This window comes from Agreia pratensis, from assembly GCF_900177685.1.
Lineage (GTDB): Bacteria > Actinomycetota > Actinomycetes > Actinomycetales > Microbacteriaceae > Agreia > Agreia pratensis.
In genome coordinates, this window is the sequence record NZ_FXAY01000001.1 from 701,877 (window position 1) to 718,740 (window position 16,864).

The 16,864-nt window shown below is 64.1% G+C and carries 15 protein-coding genes; 4 read left to right on the plus strand and 11 right to left on the minus strand.

Going from position 1 to position 16,864, the window contains the following annotated elements; all coding sequences use genetic code 11:
- Nucleotides 1-5: 5 nt before the first annotated feature.
- The 7 genes from B9Y86_RS03310 to B9Y86_RS03340 all read right to left on the minus strand — a co-directional run bounded on the left by B9Y86_RS03310 (nucleotide 6) and on the right by B9Y86_RS03340 (nucleotide 7,764).
- Nucleotides 6-1,481: a sugar transferase gene (locus tag B9Y86_RS03310; protein ID WP_244894610.1), complete on the minus strand. Its 1,476-nt coding sequence runs from the start codon at nucleotides 1,479-1,481 to the stop codon at nucleotides 6-8.
- Nucleotides 1,478-2,107, minus strand: a complete 630-nt coding sequence (locus B9Y86_RS03315) for an arsenate reductase/protein-tyrosine-phosphatase family protein (protein WP_176223240.1) — start codon at nucleotides 2,105-2,107, stop codon at nucleotides 1,478-1,480. Before B9Y86_RS03315 ends, B9Y86_RS03310 begins: the two co-directional genes overlap by 4 nt.
- A 29-nt stretch (nucleotides 2,108-2,136) precedes the next feature.
- Entirely contained in the window at nucleotides 2,137-3,555 is a 1,419-nt protein-coding gene (locus tag B9Y86_RS03320) for a tyrosine-protein kinase domain-containing protein (RefSeq protein WP_085482883.1), read from the minus strand.
- A 117-nt stretch (nucleotides 3,556-3,672) separates the two neighbouring features.
- Nucleotides 3,673-4,752, minus strand: a complete 1,080-nt coding sequence (locus B9Y86_RS03325; RefSeq protein ID WP_176223241.1) for an acyltransferase family protein — start codon at nucleotides 4,750-4,752, stop codon at nucleotides 3,673-3,675.
- 19 nt (nucleotides 4,753-4,771) lie between these two features.
- On the minus strand, nucleotides 4,772-5,569 hold the full coding sequence (locus B9Y86_RS03330) for a GDSL-type esterase/lipase family protein (protein ID WP_085482887.1): 798 nt from the start codon (nucleotides 5,567-5,569) through the stop codon (nucleotides 4,772-4,774).
- Nucleotides 5,570-5,642: 73 nt separating this feature from the next.
- Nucleotides 5,643-6,557, minus strand: a complete 915-nt coding sequence (locus B9Y86_RS03335; protein WP_085482889.1) for a glycosyltransferase — start codon at nucleotides 6,555-6,557, stop codon at nucleotides 5,643-5,645.
- A complete protein-coding gene (locus B9Y86_RS03340) occupies nucleotides 6,529-7,764 on the minus strand; it encodes a lipopolysaccharide biosynthesis protein (protein WP_085482891.1) in 1,236 nt (411 codons plus the stop codon). Before B9Y86_RS03340 ends, B9Y86_RS03335 begins: the two co-directional genes overlap by 29 nt.
- Before the next feature lie 160 nt (nucleotides 7,765-7,924).
- Here B9Y86_RS03340 and B9Y86_RS03345 point away from each other — a divergent pair, with 160 nt between their 5' ends.
- Nucleotides 7,925-9,241 carry a hypothetical protein gene (locus B9Y86_RS03345; RefSeq protein WP_139824704.1) on the plus strand — a complete coding sequence of 439 codons (1,317 nt, stop codon included), beginning with the start codon at nucleotides 7,925-7,927 and terminating at the stop codon, nucleotides 9,239-9,241.
- Nucleotides 9,238-9,960 (plus strand): CPBP family intramembrane glutamic endopeptidase, encoded by a 723-nt coding sequence (locus tag B9Y86_RS03350; RefSeq protein WP_085482895.1) that lies wholly within the window; start codon nucleotides 9,238-9,240, stop codon nucleotides 9,958-9,960. The genes B9Y86_RS03345 and B9Y86_RS03350 overlap by 4 nt, the downstream gene beginning before the upstream one ends.
- A gap of 149 nt (nucleotides 9,961-10,109) precedes the next feature.
- On the opposite strand, the gene B9Y86_RS03355 is transcribed toward B9Y86_RS03350, so the two are convergent.
- Both B9Y86_RS03355 and B9Y86_RS03360 read right to left on the minus strand, forming a co-directional pair.
- The gene (locus B9Y86_RS03355; protein WP_085482897.1) at nucleotides 10,110-12,236 is read right to left on the minus strand and encodes an acyltransferase family protein; all 2,127 of its coding nucleotides are present in this window, start codon (nucleotides 12,234-12,236) and stop codon (nucleotides 10,110-10,112) included.
- A gap of 228 nt (nucleotides 12,237-12,464) precedes the next feature.
- Nucleotides 12,465-13,301: a glycosyltransferase family 2 protein gene (locus B9Y86_RS03360; protein WP_085482899.1), complete on the minus strand. Its 837-nt coding sequence runs from the start codon at nucleotides 13,299-13,301 to the stop codon at nucleotides 12,465-12,467.
- Nucleotides 13,302-13,748: 447 nt separating this feature from the next.
- Here B9Y86_RS03360 and B9Y86_RS03365 point away from each other — a divergent pair, with 447 nt between their 5' ends.
- Nucleotides 13,749-15,350 (plus strand): ABC-F family ATP-binding cassette domain-containing protein, encoded by a 1,602-nt coding sequence (locus tag B9Y86_RS03365; RefSeq protein WP_085482901.1) that lies wholly within the window; start codon nucleotides 13,749-13,751, stop codon nucleotides 15,348-15,350.
- Nucleotides 15,351-15,412: 62 nt separating this feature from the next.
- Nucleotides 15,413-15,829 carry a hypothetical protein gene (locus B9Y86_RS03370; RefSeq protein WP_139824705.1) on the plus strand — a complete coding sequence of 139 codons (417 nt, stop codon included), beginning with the start codon at nucleotides 15,413-15,415 and terminating at the stop codon, nucleotides 15,827-15,829.
- 186 nt (nucleotides 15,830-16,015) lie between these two features.
- On the opposite strand, the gene B9Y86_RS03375 is transcribed toward B9Y86_RS03370, so the two are convergent.
- Both B9Y86_RS03375 and B9Y86_RS03380 read right to left on the minus strand, forming a co-directional pair.
- A complete protein-coding gene (locus B9Y86_RS03375; RefSeq protein WP_085482905.1) occupies nucleotides 16,016-16,294 on the minus strand; it encodes a hypothetical protein in 279 nt (92 codons plus the stop codon).
- 140 nt (nucleotides 16,295-16,434) lie between these two features.
- Nucleotides 16,435-16,797, minus strand: a complete 363-nt coding sequence (locus tag B9Y86_RS03380) for a hypothetical protein (protein WP_139824706.1) — start codon at nucleotides 16,795-16,797, stop codon at nucleotides 16,435-16,437.
- Between the last annotated feature and the right edge of the window lie 67 nt (nucleotides 16,798-16,864).

Below are 16,864 nucleotides of genomic sequence, written 5' to 3' on the forward strand. Positions count from 1 at the left end.
CCTGTCTAGTACGCGCCGGACTTGCTGACGACAGCCTTGAACGTGCGCCAGAGAATCACGATGTCGCCCGTGATCGACCAGTTCTCTACGTAGTAGAGATCGAGCCGCACGGTGTCCTCCCATGAGAGATCCGACCGGCCACTGACCTGCCACAACCCGGTGATGCCCGGCTTCACCAGAAAGCGCCGGTGCACGTGGCTGTCGTACTGGTCGACCTCGCGTTCGAGCGGAGGCCGGGGCCCGACCAGGGCCATTGTGCCCTGGAGCACATTGAACAGCTGCGGAAGCTCGTCGAGGCTGAATCTGCGCAGCAGCCGACCGATCGGAGTGACCCGCGGGTCATTCGCCATCTTGAAGAGCACGGAATTGCCCTCGCTCCGCTGCTGCGATTGGAGTGAGGCGAGCCGGGTCTCGGCATCGGTGACCATCGAGCGGAACTTCATCATGTGAAAACGGGAGCCGTTGATGCCGACCCGAAGCTGCCGGAAGAACACGGGGCCGGGCGACGACAGCTTGACCAGAAGCGAGATGATGCCGAACAGGGGTGCGAGAAGAACGATCAGCACGCTCGCGGCGACCAGGTCGAATGCTCGCTTGGCGAACTGCTTCGACCCCGTGTAGCGCGGCGTCTCCACGTGAATGAGCGGCAGGCCCGCCACGGGCCGGGTGTGGATGCGCGGGCCACCGATGTCGGTCAGGCTCGGCGCGACGACCAGATGCTGACGGCCGGGTTCGAGACCCCAGCTGATTTTGCGGATGGCCTCCGGCGAGAGATCTTCGCTGCTCGAGATCACCACGGTATCGGCTCCGGTCACCTTCATGGCCGAACCGAGGTTCTCGAGGTCGACGAAGACAGGAATCGAGGTGCCGCCGAGGTATCCGGCATCGGCTCTCGCGGGGATGCAGGCGCCCACCACGAGGTATCCGGCCATCGGCTGACGTGCCAGCTCCCTCGCCAGGTGCAGCGTCGACGATTCAGAGCCGACGACCAGAACGCGCGAGGAGTATTCGCCTCGCAGCCGCTTGACTCCGAGCCATTGTCTCCAGATCCACCTCGAGAGCAGAAGGGTGAGCACGCCCAGCGGAAACGCGATCAGGATGTACCCGCGGGCGAGTTCGATCTTGAAGAGGAAGGCGACGATCGCTACCAGACCGAAGAGCCTGACACTCGCGTCGAGCACGAGCCTGTATTCCTGCGGCCCCGTGCCCAGCACCCTGTAAGAGCGCGAACCGAACACTCCGAGAATCGCCAGCCATGACGTCACGAGAAACACCGAGATGGCGGTGTAGCTGAAGGCGACCTCGCTCAGGCTTCCCGAGAAGGTGACGTCGGAGGTCGTTACGCCGAACCATCCGATCTGGGCGCCGAAGATCACCCAGATGAGCACAAGCAGGTCGGTGATGGCGAGGCCCATGGCATAGCGGTCGCGCCAGTCGCGAGACGCTCCTGACGAGACTCGCTTCTCGCGCGTGGCTGTCACGACCCGGCCGATCTGCGAGGTCGCGGAGCCTCGGTCTTGAGGCTTGCCCGCGCGATGGCGGTCACAATGGCATCGACGGCGTGATCGATGAGCGCGCCCGCCTCATCGTAGACCGACTGTTTTCGCCGATATGGGTCGGCAATGTCGTCGTCTGCGGCTGTCGGCATGGCCGATCCGTGGCCGCGCAGACTGGCTGTCTGGCGCACGAATTCATCGAGATCGAAATCAATGACGGCACCCCGACGCTGCCCATCAGGGACAAGACTCTCAGCCGCCGAGATGTCGACGAGTCGCGCGAATTCGCGCAGAGTGAATGTGTAACGACTCGCCCGCGGAACCAACGAGACGACCGCGGATCTGTGTTCACGACTCGCAGTGAGCACGAGGTTCGACGCCGTAATGCCGGCCGCATCGATGGGCGAAGCACTGTGCAGTGACGGATCGCCGCCATAACGGAGCGACAGCTCGGCTGCCTGGGGCGTCATCAGCTCACCCGCTCGAGCACCGGTTCCCGCGCTCGACGCGACCAACCGCATGCCGCGGGCATCCATACGCGCTCGGAACAACTGCTCGGCCAGCGGCGACCGGCAGATGTTGCCGGTGCAGACGAAGAGCACGGAGGGCACCTGTCGACCACCTCTGTCTTGAGTCACGGTCAGGGACGGCTCGCGACGACTTTCGGCGAGGACTCGGTAGGTTCGCCCGTGTCGCCATAGCCATAGCTGTATCCATAGCGCCCGTAGCCGTAGGCATCCGGACCCTTGGTAGGCAGCATCGTGATCACGATGCCCGAGACGGGCGTATCGACGTTGCTCAGATTGGCCAACGCACCCTTCAGCTGGCCCTTGTGCGTCTTGCCGGCAGCGCAGACCACGATCGTGCCGCCGACGAGTCGGGCGAGAATCGCTGCGTCTGTCACCGGAAGCAACGGGGCGGAGTCGAAGAGCACGATATCGAATGCCCTGTTGAACTCGGCGAGGAGGGTCACCAGAGCCTCCGACCCCAGAAGCTCGCTCGGGTTCGGAGGGATCTTGCCGGCGGGCAGCACGAACAGGTCGCCCTTGCCCCAGGGCTGGATCACGTCGGACGGTTCCGCTCGCCCGATGAGCAGATCGGTGAGTCCGACTGCACCCTCGAGTCCGAGGTATTCGTGCAGCTTCGGTCGGCGCAGGTCGGCATCGACGACGAGCACGCGCGCACCGGCATCTGCCAGGGTGATGGCGAGGTTGGCCACCGTGGTGCTCTTGCCCTCGCCCTGAATAGACGACGTGATGACGAACGAACGGTTCTCGCGACCGATGTCGAGGAACTGGAGATTCGTTCGGAGCGTGCGGAACGACTCTGCCCGAGGGCTCTTCGGGTCGTCGTGCACGATCAGGGGGCGCTCGCTGGCCTTGGGGTCGAAGACGATCCCACCGAGAATCGGAGCCTCGCTGATGAGTTCGATGTCGCGCTCGTTGCGGATGCGGTTGTCGAGCGCCTCTTTCAGCACGGCCAGGCCGATGCCGAGGGCCAGACCCACGAGCGCACCGAGTGCGATGTTCAGGGGAACGTTCGGGCTCACCGGCGTCTGCGGCACCTCAGCGTGCTGCACGAGGGTCAGTTTGACCGGAGACTCGGCTCCGGTCTCGTTCGATGCCGTCTCGATGTTCTCGACCGCCTTGGCGAGGTTCTCGGAGACGGCGGTGGCGATCTCGGCCGACAGCGCGGCGTCGACGTTCGTGACCGAGATCTCGATCAGAGTCGTGTCGAGCGGGGCCGACGCCGTGATCATGTTGGCGAGCTCGGTGCTGCTGAGATCGAGGCCGAGCTCGCTGATCACGGGCAGCAGCACGATGGGAGTCGTGGTGAGGTCGGCGTAGGTCTTGACCCTCTGCTGCGTGAAGGTGTTGCCCTGCTGCAGGTCGGAGACGCTCGACCCGCCAGAGGTCGATACGAAGACCTTCGCTGACGAGCTGTACTTCGGTGTCTGAATGATCGAGTATCCGGCAGCCGCTCCGATGCCGAGAAAGAGGAACACGGCGATGAGAACCCAGCTCTTCTGAAAGATGCGTATGTAGTCGCGAAGTTCCACTGAATCGGCCTTCCCCTCAAGGTCGTAAAGCACGGCGAACCTCAGCCCGCGTAGCTTTATGCTGCCACACATCTGGTCGGGCGACGTCAACAGACGATGGCCGCCGCCCGGCGACGATCACTCCGCCTGTCTCAGACGTCGGGCTCCAAGCCCCTGGCGCCCCACGAGACCCTTGAGCCGCAATGCCGGAGACTCGACGGCGAGCCAACTCGCCCACGCGAACGGCACGGTCACCACCACGGCGAGGGCGGCGAACAGCCAGATGGGCACAGACCATCCGGCCAGCAGCAGAAGCAGCACCAGCCCCTGCTGCACCGGGAATCCGTAGATGTACATTCCGTACGAGATGTCGTTGCGGCGCCCGACCCTGTCGAGCGGCGCCATCACTGTCGACAGGTAGATCAGCAGATACGCGATGGGCAGGGCTGCGAGCGCCGAGAACACCCCGAGAAACGCGAACATCGCGGCGAGAAGAGCGGCGACGATCGCGAGGGCCGCACGAGACGGAATCAGGTCGCGGTAGAGGTGAATGAGCGACCCGGCCAAGAAGAAGCCGGCCAGATTCGCGGCACTCTCGAGCACGGGAGACGTGAGGAAGCCGGGCGCCCAGAGGAACACGAGTGACAGCGACATCGCGACCACGAACATCGCGCAGACGACCGCGCCGCGCAGGCGTTCAGAGACGACAGAGACGAGCACGCCGATCAGGAGGTAGCAGACGGCCTCGTAGAAGAGTGTCCACAGCGGCAGATTCCAGACGAAGGGGTAGGCGTTGTTCGACAGCGTGTCTGGCACCCCGAGCTGACGCACGAATAGCCCGGCGTTGTTGAGCACGTAGGCTGCGGCGCCCGCCCAATCGATGGTGCTGCGCCCGTCGAGAAGCGTCGAAAGCGGCGCGAAGACGAACGCCGTCACCGCGAGCACGACGAGAAAGGCGGGGTAGATTCTCAGGAATCGGCGCCATAGATAGGCAGGCAGCGACGACGAGCGGAGCCTGCTGGCCGTCACGAGATATCCGGAGATGCCGAAGAAGCCGGCCACCGCGACCAGACCGGCATCCGTTCCGCCCACCATGGGCGGCAGGCCCAGCCCGTTGACGAGCCACGAGTGGCTCACGATCACCGCTGACGCCAGCAGCAGCCGAATCGCGTTCAAGCTATTGCGATCCGGATCGAAGGCCTCCCCCACCGTCGTCATAACGCGACCGACAACCGGTCTACCGAGCGGTGAGCAGCACGGGCAACTGCGCCTCGGCGGCCGTGGCCAGAGCCGATGAGCCATCGGCATTGGCTGTCTCCCCGTCGTCGGAGAGGCCTGCAGCCCAGAACCCAGACGGTGTCGACACGGCCGTGTGCAGATCGAGCACGCCGACTCCGGCGGCCTGAGCGGCGGATGCGATGGCTGAGTTCAGTGCGTTGGTCTCAGACGCGTCGTCATCGGAGGGAGGAAGCAGCGTGGCTATGGGAATGCCACCGCGGTCGCGAATCGCCTGCCAGAGCACACCGAGGCTCCTGGCGACGGGGGCCGGCTCGGCCCCATCCGCCACCTCGGTCGAGCCGGCCTGCACCACGATGTACCCCTGCAGCGACGGCGATCCCTCGAGAAGCGACCCGAGCTCCTCGACGGTGAGTTGCGTTGTCGCCGCGGTCGGCGCGGGAACCTCTGCACCGTCGACGGCGTTCGGCACGGCACCGGCTCCGACAGAGAGAGACCACCAGGATCCGCCCGTGCTCACCGCTCCGTCGTGGAGCAACGAGACGGCGACCGGGATGACCGGGGTCGGCGTCGGGGTCGGGGTGCTGCTGGGCGTCGGCTCGGCACTGGGCTCACTGCTCGCGGGGGCGGTGCGGATCGCGCCGACGGGCGAGGGGTGGAGGTGAACACCGATCAATGCGGCAGCGGCGAGCCCGAGCGACGCCACGGCGATCACCGCGAGCGCTGCCAGATCGGCCGCCCGCCCGAACGACCACGCAGTGCGCCTCGACGTGCGCGAGCCACCGACCCTCTTCACCATGAACTCCCCCGAGCAGATCTGAACGATATGGTACCTGCGCTACTGTGGCGCATCGGCGGGCGTCGACTCGAGCTCATAGCTTGCCGCGCCGATTCAGGATGCCGTGGGTCAGGCCCTTCAGCACGGCTACCCGCTGGTCGCGACTTCGCGACCGACCGAGCACCTTGCGAAGCGAGCTGTCGACGAGAAGCCGGATCATGCTGGGATATCTCCGCAGGGGAAGATCGAGGTCCCTCATAAAGAAGATGGCGTTCCTCGTGAGGTAGTAGTCCCTGGTCGGACTGTTATGCACGTAGCGAACGTTGCCGCTTCTGCTCAACGTGGGCTCGTCGCCGAGCTTGTGGAACATCGTCACGTTCGGAGTGATGACGAGGCGGCCTCCCGAGAGCCCGACTCGTAGCCCCCATTCTTGATCGACATGATCGATGAAGTAGTCGCTCCGGAACATGCCGAATCTCGCGAAGGCGTCGACATCGATCAATGCCCCAGAACTCACGAGAAAAGCGACCTCTGTCGTTTCGGCGATGACTCCAGGTCGAATCCGGGAGCCGTTCCAGACCCGCGCGAGCACCTGCCCGGATCGCTCGTCTACGACCTTGGGGCCGATGCCGACCGTGTCGGGCGAGGTGTGCCGTTCGGCTGCGAGATCACGAAGCATCGTCTCGACGCCGCCATCGGGAAAACTGCTGTCGTCGTCGAGGAAGAGCACGAAGTCGGCGCCGAGTTCGATCGCCCGCCGCACGCCACGGTTCTGCGCCTCCGCGATACCGATGTTGCCACCCGACGGGATGTACTCGACCCGCTCGCCCAGGTCGGAGAAGTCGGCGTGAGAACTGTCGTCGAACGCGTCGCTGTTGTCCATGATGAACACCCCGAACAGCTGAGGTGCGAGCCGAGCAGCCGTGCGGCGAAGCACGTCGTAGGGCGTGTTGTAGGCGACGAGAACGCCCACGACTCTGTCACCGGGCGAGGGTCTCTGCGTGCTCATGTGCCACCGCCTTTCGAAGCGCGAAGATCTGGTAGACGACGACGATGGTCTCTGAGATCGCCAACGAGATCGCCGCGCCGGTCGAGCCTGAGGTGATGACGAGGATGAAGAGCAGGGGTGTTCCCACGGCGGCTCCGTACAGGGCGCTCACGGCGACTGATCGATCCCGTCCTAGTGCGAGCAAGCAGGCCATGCCCACCACCCGCGAGATCGTCGACGTCGCCACCGCGACACCGAGTGGAATGGTGAGTTCCCACGGAAGTTCGACCGCGCCCCCCGACAGCAGGTCTCCCACGAACGGCCCGCCGACGGCCACCGCGAGTCCCACGGGAATCGCCAGAACATAGGATGCCCGCGTGGCCATCCGGATCCGCCATTCTCGGGGTCTCTCCGAGGTCGACTTGGGAACCCAGCCCTGCGCCCACTGGAAAATGGGGGTTGCTGCCATCAGAGCGAGTCTCATGAGTCTCTCTCCGAGGGCATAGACCGGCACGCTGGCCGGAGCGATCGCAGCGATCACGAGAGTGGGAAGAGAGGCGAAGCTCGTCGCCGTGACGACCGTGATTCCGGCGTACATCTGGCTCTTCACGCCCCTGAATGCCTCGGCGACGCCCCACGACTCGCGGTCGACCGCGGGCCCGCGACCGATGACGACGATGGTCGCCACAGCGCTGGAGAGGATGCCGCCGGCGAGCTGAATCCAGAGAAAGATGTACACGTCTTGCCAGACAAAGAGCGAGCCGACGCCGACGACGCTGCCTATCCAACGAGGAAGCCCATCCCAGATGAAGAGTTTGCGAGGCTGCCCTTCGCCCACGAAGTACCACCCCATGCCCAGACCGCCCAGTGTCACAGTCACCGACGCGATAACGGATGCCAGCGGAAGAGTCGGAGCGAGCGAGAACGCGACAACCGCTGACGCGATCACGATGATCGGCGCGACGAGCAAGCGCGCAATGAGCGAGTTGATCGCGATCACGCGACGCCCGACATCTGATGCTCTCGCCACCAGGCTGGGACCGTTGTATCCCCAGCCCAATGCCACGAAGATCGTGGCGATGCTTCCCACCGCCTGGCCGACCGCGATGGCGCCCCATTCGTCGGCCCCGACCACGTAGATCGTCGCGGGCACCACGAGAAGTCCGATCGCCGAATTCGCGATCATGATCGCCGAGTACCACGACAGGTGGCCGAGCACTCGCCTCATATCTCACTCCCCCAAGTTGGATAATTCGTCGTCTCGCTGCGGCACCGCTTCGATCGTGCAGTCTTGCCGCACCGGGCCGGCACAGACGCATGATCCGTGCACGACAAATGGCGCTGTGCTCAGCTTAGATCAGTGCATTGCGACACCTAAGATGTGACCCGTGGGGGAAAACGTACTGGGGGTACTCGTCGCCGTGGCACTGTTGGCGTCGGCCGCCGTTCTCGTGCTCACTCATCGGGCTCGACGCGACGTGTTGGCCTTCGTTGTCGGCGTGAGCGCAGGGCTCTTCGGAGTGCAGGTTCTGCAGGTTCACGTGTTCACGATTGTCGTCGTCGTGTGGGCTGTGCTGTCTCGCAGAGACGGAAAGTCTCTCGTGGCGCGCGAGGCCGTGGTTCTGGTGGGCGCCGCAGCGCTGCTCGCGTCGACCGCGTTGTTCGGCGAGCTGGTGAACAACCCCCCTCTCGGGCTGCAGCTGCTTGCCTTGGCAGTGTCGGGGGCCATCATCATCGTCTCCGCGAGCGCCACCGACATCCGCACCATGCTCTACGGTTTGCTGACCGTGACGTCGTTCAGTGCCCTGTTCGGTCTGCTGCAAGTGGCAGGCATCATCCCGAGCGATGTGTGGCACCTGAGCATCTCAGCGCTCGGTCGACCCACCGGCATCTACCCCGAGCCAGACTGGCTGGGCATGTACTCCGGCGTCGGTCTTGTTCTTGCCTGGCGTCTCGATCTTCGGCGGTGGCTCCGGGTCGTTCTTATAGCCGTGACCTTCAGCGGTCTGGTGCTCGCTTTTGCTCGAGCAGGATGGGTTGCCACGGCTGGATCGGTGGCTCTGGCTGCGGCCGTCGCGCTCGTCGTTCGATCTCGATCGGCTCGCCGGGGTGCGACACCGGATGCCGCGCCTGCGACACGAAATCGATCTGGCCGAATCGCGGGTGTCGTCGTCACGGTCGTTCTGGGAGTGATCGCGCTCAATTCCATTCCGGCGCTGCACGACAACCTCATCACCAGGCTCTCTCGAACTCTCACCGTCGCGTCAGACGATGTCTCGGCCCAGGCGCGTGTGCAGCAGAACGACGGACTGCTCTATCTTGCAGATTCAGCTCCCTGGTACGGCTGGGGCATCAGCAGCAGCGGCAGGGTGGGGGTCTCCGGTCGGCTAAACTTCGGGGCATCCGACAACAACGTCGGCTCTAACTGGATTCTCTCCATGTGGGTCGACGGCGCCTGGCTCTCGCTTCCCCTGATCGCGGTTCTTCTCTTCGCCTGCGCCGCCGCGGTGCGCACTATCCAGGGCCAACTGCTCGTGCTGGTTCTTCTGAACAGCTTCTTCTCCAACGCCACCTATCAGCCGATCACGTGGTTCTTGGCCGCCCTCTGCCTGGTGAGCCTCAGACACCGGCGCGAAGCAACCGTCGACGTGACGATCTCCTCGAAGGAGAAGAGGCCACGACGCCCGCTCTCCCCTGTCACATGACAGACCTCGGCAAGCGTCACGCCACCGGCACACAACAACTGAGCGCTTCAGTCGTTGCTCTTGCTATCGCGCTGGTCTCGATGCTGGCGCTCGTCTCCTGGCTGCGAACCGGTCCGCTATTTGACCCGCACGTGGTTCTCGTTGCGAGCTACCTCGTCGTCTGGCTGCCTTTTCTCGCCGCGGTCGCGTTCATCTGCTTCGTTCGCGGCACCGGGTCGCTTGCCCATGATGTCGGCCTGCGCATCACGCTTCTCGACGTGGTCGTCGGCGTGGGCGCCGGCCTCCTTGCTCGCGCGGCGGTCGGCATCGTCGAGATCGCTGTCACAGGCCGCATGATCGGGCTCGGAGTGACGTTCGGCGAGACCTACTACGACGTGTGGTGGCTGTTCGGAACGATCCTCGCGCCCGTGCTGATTGCGCCCTTCGTGGAAGAGATCTTCTTTCGCGGGCTCCTGCAGCGCGCAGTGCTGCGGGTGAGTTCGGCCCGGTTGTCGCCCCGAGTCGCGGCTTCGGTATCGATGATCGCGAGCGCGGCTCTTTTCGCCCTGCTGCACCTCACCCAGGCAGCGAGCCCCACAGGGGCCCTCGTGCTCGGACTATCGAGCCTGATTCTGGGGCTGACAGCAGCACTTATCGCTGGTCTCACCGGCCGCATCGGAGGCGCCATCGCCGCCCACGTGGTGTTCAACGGTTCGCTCGTGCTGACGTCGTTCATGTAGTTCCCGCTCGATTCGTCGCCGGCTCCCCTCGGTGCCCGTTGAACCTCCTCATTCAGGAGGAGCGCGAGTGGTGACTCGGTAAAGAGTTGATGGCGAATTCGGGGCTCTCACCGATGGGACGAAGGCGGCACAATCATTGCCGCACGGCTTCACTCAGGGGCAGCGGGCGATGTCGCCGCGACGATGTCGCGGACAAGATAAGGAGCCAGCGTCTTGCTGTAGGTGGCGGTTATGTGCGAGATATCGTCGCGGTACACCAACACATTGCCAATGACTTCTGGACACGTTTCCTGACAGAAGTACTGTTGGGTCGACACGAGGGCCGCGTTCTGCACCAGAGGCACGGCCATCGCGGCACCATCCTGGACTCTGTACCCCTTCTCGGTCGAGATAGAGCAGTCGTCTGTCGCAACGAAGTTGACACGGGTTACGCAAGCCACAGCCTCGCCAGCGCTGATCGGCACATCCTCAATGACCACGATTTTCGAACCCGCTGTCGCTACAGGCGTCCATGTGTCGGCGAATGACTGCGCTAGAGCGTCTTTGTCGGTATTGCCGCTGCCTCGGTACGCCGAAGTGATGACGATGTCGTACGGCTGCTCAAGAAGAGCTTTCTCGATATCTGGCATTGCTTCGCAGCTTCCGCTGATCCAGATACAGGCTGCGCCGACATAGGTGTCGAGAGCCCACCCCTGGCCGGACGCCTCCTGGGACAATCCGGGGATCAGAGAGGCCGCATGGCTGTCACCAACGATTGCAACTCTGACGTCTGAATCGACGTCTCCGTAGTGACATACCTTCATCGCTTGGTCCTCATTGGGAAAGCATGCGTACGAGTTTCCAGTGTCCTCCGCGACGTCCGCCGGTAAAGGCGCCAGTTGTGAGCCAACGACCACCGGAGTGCAGCTCGCAGCAGGATCCAACGTGGCGGCTCCGAGGCACAGGGGCAACGACGCTGCCGGCTCCGCGGCGGCATCCGGATCGTACGCCGAGAGCAGCTCCGCCGTGTCGATCCTCGGGACTGAGACGGGTTGTCTTTGGAACGCAACGACGACCAGAAGTATCGATACGGTGGCGAGGACGGCCAGCCACCCCGTCGCGAGCTTCCGATCTACCGGCCGTCTCGGCGCCTTCGGTGTTCCTGCGCCATCCAGCCATCGAGACTTTCTAACAGGATCCTCAATCAGGTGATAACTCACCACGGAAAGAGCCCCTGTCAGAGCCAACGCGACGACATAATACTCGAGGCTGCTTCCCGGCATCAAGGTCAACAGCATGATGAGAATCGGGAAGTGCCACAGATACAGCGAGTAAGAGATGTCTCCGATGTAATTGGTCGCGCGATTCATGATCGGCCACAGAAAACGCTGAGTCCCTCCCGTTCCTGCAGCTATCACCAGTGCCGTCGCCAGAACCGGAAGGGCCGCCCATGGAGCAGGAAAGGCGTCTGTATCCGAGACGACGAACACGGCCGCCATAACACCGGCAAGACCAATCCATCCCAGCGCAGGACGCAGCCACGCTGGTATCCGAGCAAGATGACCCGCTGTCAATGCGACGATGGCACCGATACCGAGCTCCCATGCCCGAGAAAATGTCGAAAAATAGGCCCAAGTCGGATTGTTAATGGTCTCGAAGATCGCCCATGTGAACGAAGCAAGCGAGATGGCGACAACCGTCAAGCCCACCGCAACCCTCGCCGTCTTTTCGCTCGCCCGTCCTCGACGTGCCACGGCCCAGAAGATCAGAAGCATGAGCCACGGCCATACGAAGTAGAACTGTTCCTCAACAGCGAGTGACCAATAGTGCTGTAGCGGGGAGATGGGGCCCCCGAGTTGGAAGTAATCGGTTCCGGCAGCAGCGAAGTGCCAATTCGCTGCGAAGAATGTGGCCCAGATACCGTCGCCGATTGTTTCCAGCAGACGCGACTTCCCGAAAAGGATTGAAGCCGCGAATATAGTCACCACTACGACGGCGACCGCAGCGGGCATGATGCGTTTGATACGTCGACGGTAGAAGCCGATAAAGGAAATCGAGCCCGTACGCTGATGCTCCCGCAGCAAGAGACCAGTGATCAGAAAGCCAGAGATCACGAAGAAGACATCGACTCCGACGAACCCCCCTGCGGGCCAGCCCAGTAGGTGGTCCAGGATCACCGCGACGACGGCTAGTGCGCGTAGTCCCTGAATGTCAGCTCGGGGGGGGGGGGGAGAGGCCGCCTTGACTCCCGCAGGCTCAGCCCGCGCTGTCTTGGCGTACTTGCGCGTTCTTGTCATCGTTCCCCCACCGATAGATGCCCCAGCGCGATCTTATCGGTCCACAGATCAGCCCTGACACGCCGTCAAGAGCGAACTTTTACTATTGGCCGCAGTCTGCTTAGCGAGACCAGAGATGCTCCTGCGGGTCTCGGTCGTCCGGCCGCTTCCTGCCCCGTCCCGCAGGCGCGGTCAGCCTTCGTACGTAGCGCAACGGATCGCTAAGTGCTGGGCAGCGTAACTTGCTATTCATGAGTGGAGCGCGGCGAGGCCACGGCGGGTACCTCGGGCCATGGCTTCAAGCTTTGCCCGTCTCCCCCGCTCAAAGGCCGCAATGACTGCGGCGCGTTTGGCCAACACCATCAGCGCTCCCAGCAAGCCTGTGGGCAGGTCCGGAAACCTGCGTGTGCCGCGGGGATGCTTTCGGACGTAGACCAGCATGTCGCGCGCGATATAGAACATTCGGAACGCTGAATGGTTCCACACCCTGATGCCACCTCGCATCATGCTCTGGCCGACCTCGTGCATCAAGAGGGCGTGAGGGACTACGCGCACGGTTCTACCCGCATCGGCAAGTCGACCGCAGAAGTCGAAGTCGACATAGTCGATAAACAGGTCCTCATCGAAGCCGCCAGCCTCTCTCCACGCTGCGACGGAAACCAGAGAGCCCGACGTAATCCAGTGAGGAACGTCACGAACCGTTGGATCGCCTGGAGGGCCGATTTCCTTCGTCAAGTTCCGGTCGATGTATCGCGGCACGGCTTCTCCGACCGTGCCGACAAGGTGTTCGCTGAGCGCAGCCACCATGCCGTATGCGGGAACGGAGTCCTGGTCCAGCAGAAGTACCGCGTCCGCGCCCACGTTCTCAGCCCACCGCATGATCTGGTTCAGGGCCGCGGATACCCCGCGGTTCTTCGAGTTCCTCTGGAAGTCTGCCGACGCAGCGATTTCGGCGATGCCATCCGAGTTACTGGAGGCGTTGTCCAAGACGAGCAGTGCCTCAACCTGCGGTCGAACCGCAGTCATCGCTTCCGTCAGTCGCGCGAGATCTGGTTCGTAGGTCACTATTCCGGCAACTATGCGCATGAGCTGATGCTATCGACCGGGCATGACTCGACTCCCATCGTTTGGCGGTGGTCTCGATACGGCCGCGGGCGGCCTACTCGACCAACGCGAGGGTGCGCCGCCTCGGGCGGCCTACTCGACCAACGCGAGGGTGCGCCGCCTCGGGCGGCCTACTCGACCAACGCGGGGCGCGCGGCCTCGGGCGGCCTACTCGAGCGACTGAGGGTGCGCCGCCGCACGTGCTTCTCGATCGCGCGCCCATCGCATCCTGTATCGTGAAATGCGTGCTGAGCCCCGAGATCGACAGCGCCTAGCCACCGTTTCTTCGGTGGCGGCCCCGCGACGACAGTAAGAGCCGTTCCAGAGGACGGCCGTGAGTCGCGTGCCGTCGAACCATCGCCCCGCGATGGGTTCTGTTCATCTCCGCTCCCCTCACCGGGTCGAGCGCACACACCTCTTCGGGATCTCATGTCATCACGCAACGCATCAATCGTTCTCTCAGCCCTCTCGTTTACGTGGCCCGACGGCACGCCCGCTCTGTCTGGCATCAGCGGCAGCTTCACATCGGGGCGCACAGGCCTCGTCGGCGCCAATGGCAGCGGCAAGTCGACCCTGCTTCGGCTGATGGCGGGCGAGCTCACACCGACCTCGGGCACCGTCACGGTCACCGGCGCGGTCGGGTACCTTCCTCAGTCATTGACCTGGCACGACTCGACGACCGTCGCCGACCTCCTCGGCGTCGCATCGATCCTCGATGCCATCCGGGCGGTCGAGGCGGGCGATGTCGACGAGCGTCACTTCGACACCATCGGCGACGACTGGGACATCGAGGCGCGCTCGGCCGAGCAGCTGCGCCCCCTCGGGTTCACGGCCGACGACCTCGGGCGACACGTCGGCCAGCTCTCGGGCGGCGAGGTGATGCTCATCGCGATCGCGGGCCTGCGGGTGCGACGCCTGCCCATCACGCTGCTCGACGAGCCGACCAACAACCTCGACCGCCAAGCAAAGCGGATGCTGGTGCAGCTTCTCGACACCTGGCCCGGACCGCTGGTGGTCGTCAGCCACGACCTCGAGCTGCTCGACCATATGGATCAGACCGCCGAGCTCTACGGCGGCAGCCTGACTGTCTTCGGTGGACCGTATTCCGAGTGGAAGCAGAAGCTCGAGCTCGACCAGGCAGCCGCAGCACATGCGGCCGACGCGGCCGCTCACGCGGTCAAAGCGGAGAGACGCCTCAGGGCAGAAGCCGAGAGCAAACTGGCGAAACGATCGAAGACGGCCAAGACAGCGAACGAGAACAAACGCGCATCGAAGATCGTGATGAACGGCCAGGTATCGAGGGCCGAGAACTCAGCGGCGAAGCTGCGCGCGACGCGGCATGACCGGCTCGACGCAGCCCTCACATCTCGCAATGACGCTGCAGAACGGGTGCGGCCAGAGCAGAAGATCAGCCTGCAGCTCCCCGATCCGGCAGTGGGCGCGAGCCGTCGCATAGTCGAACTTCGCGGCACGAACCGCACCATCGCCATCCAGGGCCCGGAGCGCGTAGCGCTCGTCGGCCCGAACGGCATCGGCAAGTCCACCCTGCTCGAGAACCTCGTCTTCGGGCGGGATGCGGAACCCGGGCGAGCATCCGGAGTTCTGCACACCGACCGCGTCGGATACCTCAGCCAACGACTTGCGGGGCTCGACGATGCCGAGACGGCGATCGAGAACATCCGTTCTGTCGCACCGACCACGCCCGACTCGCAGGTTCGCAACCAGCTCGGCCGCCTGCTGATCAAGGGCGACAACGTCGGCCGGCCCGTCTCTACTCTTTCGGGCGGCGAACGCTTCAGAGTGGCGTTGGCCCGGCTGCTGCTCGCCGATCCCCCGGCGCAACTGCTCATGCTCGACGAACCCACCAACAACCTCGATCTCGTGAGCGTCGACCAACTCGTCGACGCCCTCAACGGCTATCGCGGCGCGCTGCTGCTCGTGAACCACGACGACCACTTTCTCGCCCGCCTCGGGTTGACGGCGACATTGGCTCTGGATGCCGATGGCCGGCTCTCGGATCTGACCCTATGACGGCGATCGACACGAGCGGAGCTCGCTCGGTAGTCTGGCCGCCTAATCATCGGGAGAACAACATGCGTGTCTTGGCCTGGATCTATCTCGTTGGCGGCGTTGTCGCGCTGTTCATCGCATGCGCTTTGCTGATCGGCAATGACGATCTCGCCCTCGGCGGTCCTTCGCTTCTGCCCGACATCGTGACCGACAGTTGGAGAATGCTGCTCGGCCTTGCCATATGGGTGGCCAACGTAGGCCTCAGTGCCGCATGGATCGCGTTCCGGCGCCTGCCGAACTGGTCGTGGTTGCCGATGTTGATTCCTCTGTTCTTCATTTTTGGGTATTTCTCTGTGGGCCTCGCGCCGACTGCTACCGCGGCGATCATCGGGCTGATCGTCGGAGGAATCGTGGCTCCCGCGGGGGTCGCAGCGATCGCATCTGCCATCGGTCATGCTGTGATGCAGCACCGCGCCAGAGTGGTGAGCGGCCCGGCGTAACCGCGCGGGGCCGCGCCGGTCGAGTGGTCGTTTCGACCGCGCGGCCGGCGTATCGAGATCACTCGGGTGTGATCTCGATACGGTCACTGGGCGACCTACTCGATCAGCGGGGAGAGTGGGTGGGCTACTCGATCAGCGGGGCGGGGTGAGCGGGCTGCGCGGTCAGCGCGGGGTGGGGTGAGCGGGCTACTCGATCAGCGCACGCGAGCGCCGCTCTCCCACGGTGAGGCCGGCCCAGAATGCCGCGACGACGAGGCCGAGCGCGACGACCGCGAGGGCGTACATCGTGGGAGCCGACACCAGATGGGTGGAGTTCGGGTTGAAAACCTCACCCGACAGCGGCGCGTAGGCCACCCAGGCGAACGACATGGGTTGCGCGGCGAAATAGACAGCGCCCGCCGCCCCGGCCACAACGGCGACGATCGCGGCGACCAGCAGGAGACGTTTCACGGAGGCGAACTTCATACCTCCACGCTACGGACTTCTCGGCGCGAGAGGGCGATCCGTGTCGACCGCCCGCGTTCGGAATCCATGCGTCGCCAAATGCTCTTCACAGAGGAATTCAGAGCATTTCGCGACGGATCGATGGCGCGACTCTGGGCGCCTCAGCGCGAGAGGGCGACGAAAGCGAGGGTGAGGCTTATGCCCGCGATGACCACGAGGCCGCCGAGTTGCAGCACATCGGCAGAAGGCATCGCCAGCGCGCGTCGGGCGAAATCCGACTTCTTGGCGGCGGGGCGCTTAGCTGGCGCGGGCCTCACGGCGGCAGCATCCGCAACCCGACGCCTCGACGGCGTATGCACACCCAATACCGGGGCTGCGGCGGCAGCAACTGCAGTCACAACTGCGGGAGCAGCAACCGCCGAAGTGGGCGAAGCGACTCCGCCCTCGACCCGAGCAGTGCGCTCGTCGTCGCCGAACTCGGCTAGCAGGGAGTCGAACGTGAATTCGCGTTCGGCAACAGACATGTTGGCGTGATCGCGAGCGGGCACAGGGGCAGTCATGGAGTCCGAGCGGTGAGGGTAAGAAGCTGAA

Coding starts and splice junctions, on each gene's coding strand:
- B9Y86_RS03375 (WP_085482905.1), bottom strand. CDS start 16,294: ATGAAGTTCGCCTCCGTGAAACGTCTCCTGCTGGTCGCCGCGATCGTC.
- B9Y86_RS03380 (WP_139824706.1), bottom strand. CDS start 16,797: ATGTCTGTTGCCGAACGCGAATTCACGTTCGACTCCCTGCTAGCCGAG.
- B9Y86_RS03365 (WP_085482901.1), top strand. CDS start 13,749: ATGTCATCACGCAACGCATCAATCGTTCTCTCAGCCCTCTCGTTTACG.
- B9Y86_RS03355 (WP_085482897.1), bottom strand. CDS start 12,236: ATGACAAGAACGCGCAAGTACGCCAAGACAGCGCGGGCTGAGCCTGCG.
- B9Y86_RS03325 (WP_176223241.1), bottom strand. CDS start 4,752: ATGACGACGGTGGGGGAGGCCTTCGATCCGGATCGCAATAGCTTGAAC.
- B9Y86_RS03330 (WP_085482887.1), bottom strand. CDS start 5,569: ATGGTGAAGAGGGTCGGTGGCTCGCGCACGTCGAGGCGCACTGCGTGG.
- B9Y86_RS03350 (WP_085482895.1), top strand. CDS start 9,238: ATGACAGACCTCGGCAAGCGTCACGCCACCGGCACACAACAACTGAGC.
- B9Y86_RS03340 (WP_085482891.1), bottom strand. CDS start 7,764: ATGAGGCGAGTGCTCGGCCACCTGTCGTGGTACTCGGCGATCATGATC.
- B9Y86_RS03370 (WP_139824705.1), top strand. CDS start 15,413: ATGCGTGTCTTGGCCTGGATCTATCTCGTTGGCGGCGTTGTCGCGCTG.
- B9Y86_RS03360 (WP_085482899.1), bottom strand. CDS start 13,301: ATGCGCATAGTTGCCGGAATAGTGACCTACGAACCAGATCTCGCGCGA.
- B9Y86_RS03335 (WP_085482889.1), bottom strand. CDS start 6,557: ATGAGCACGCAGAGACCCTCGCCCGGTGACAGAGTCGTGGGCGTTCTC.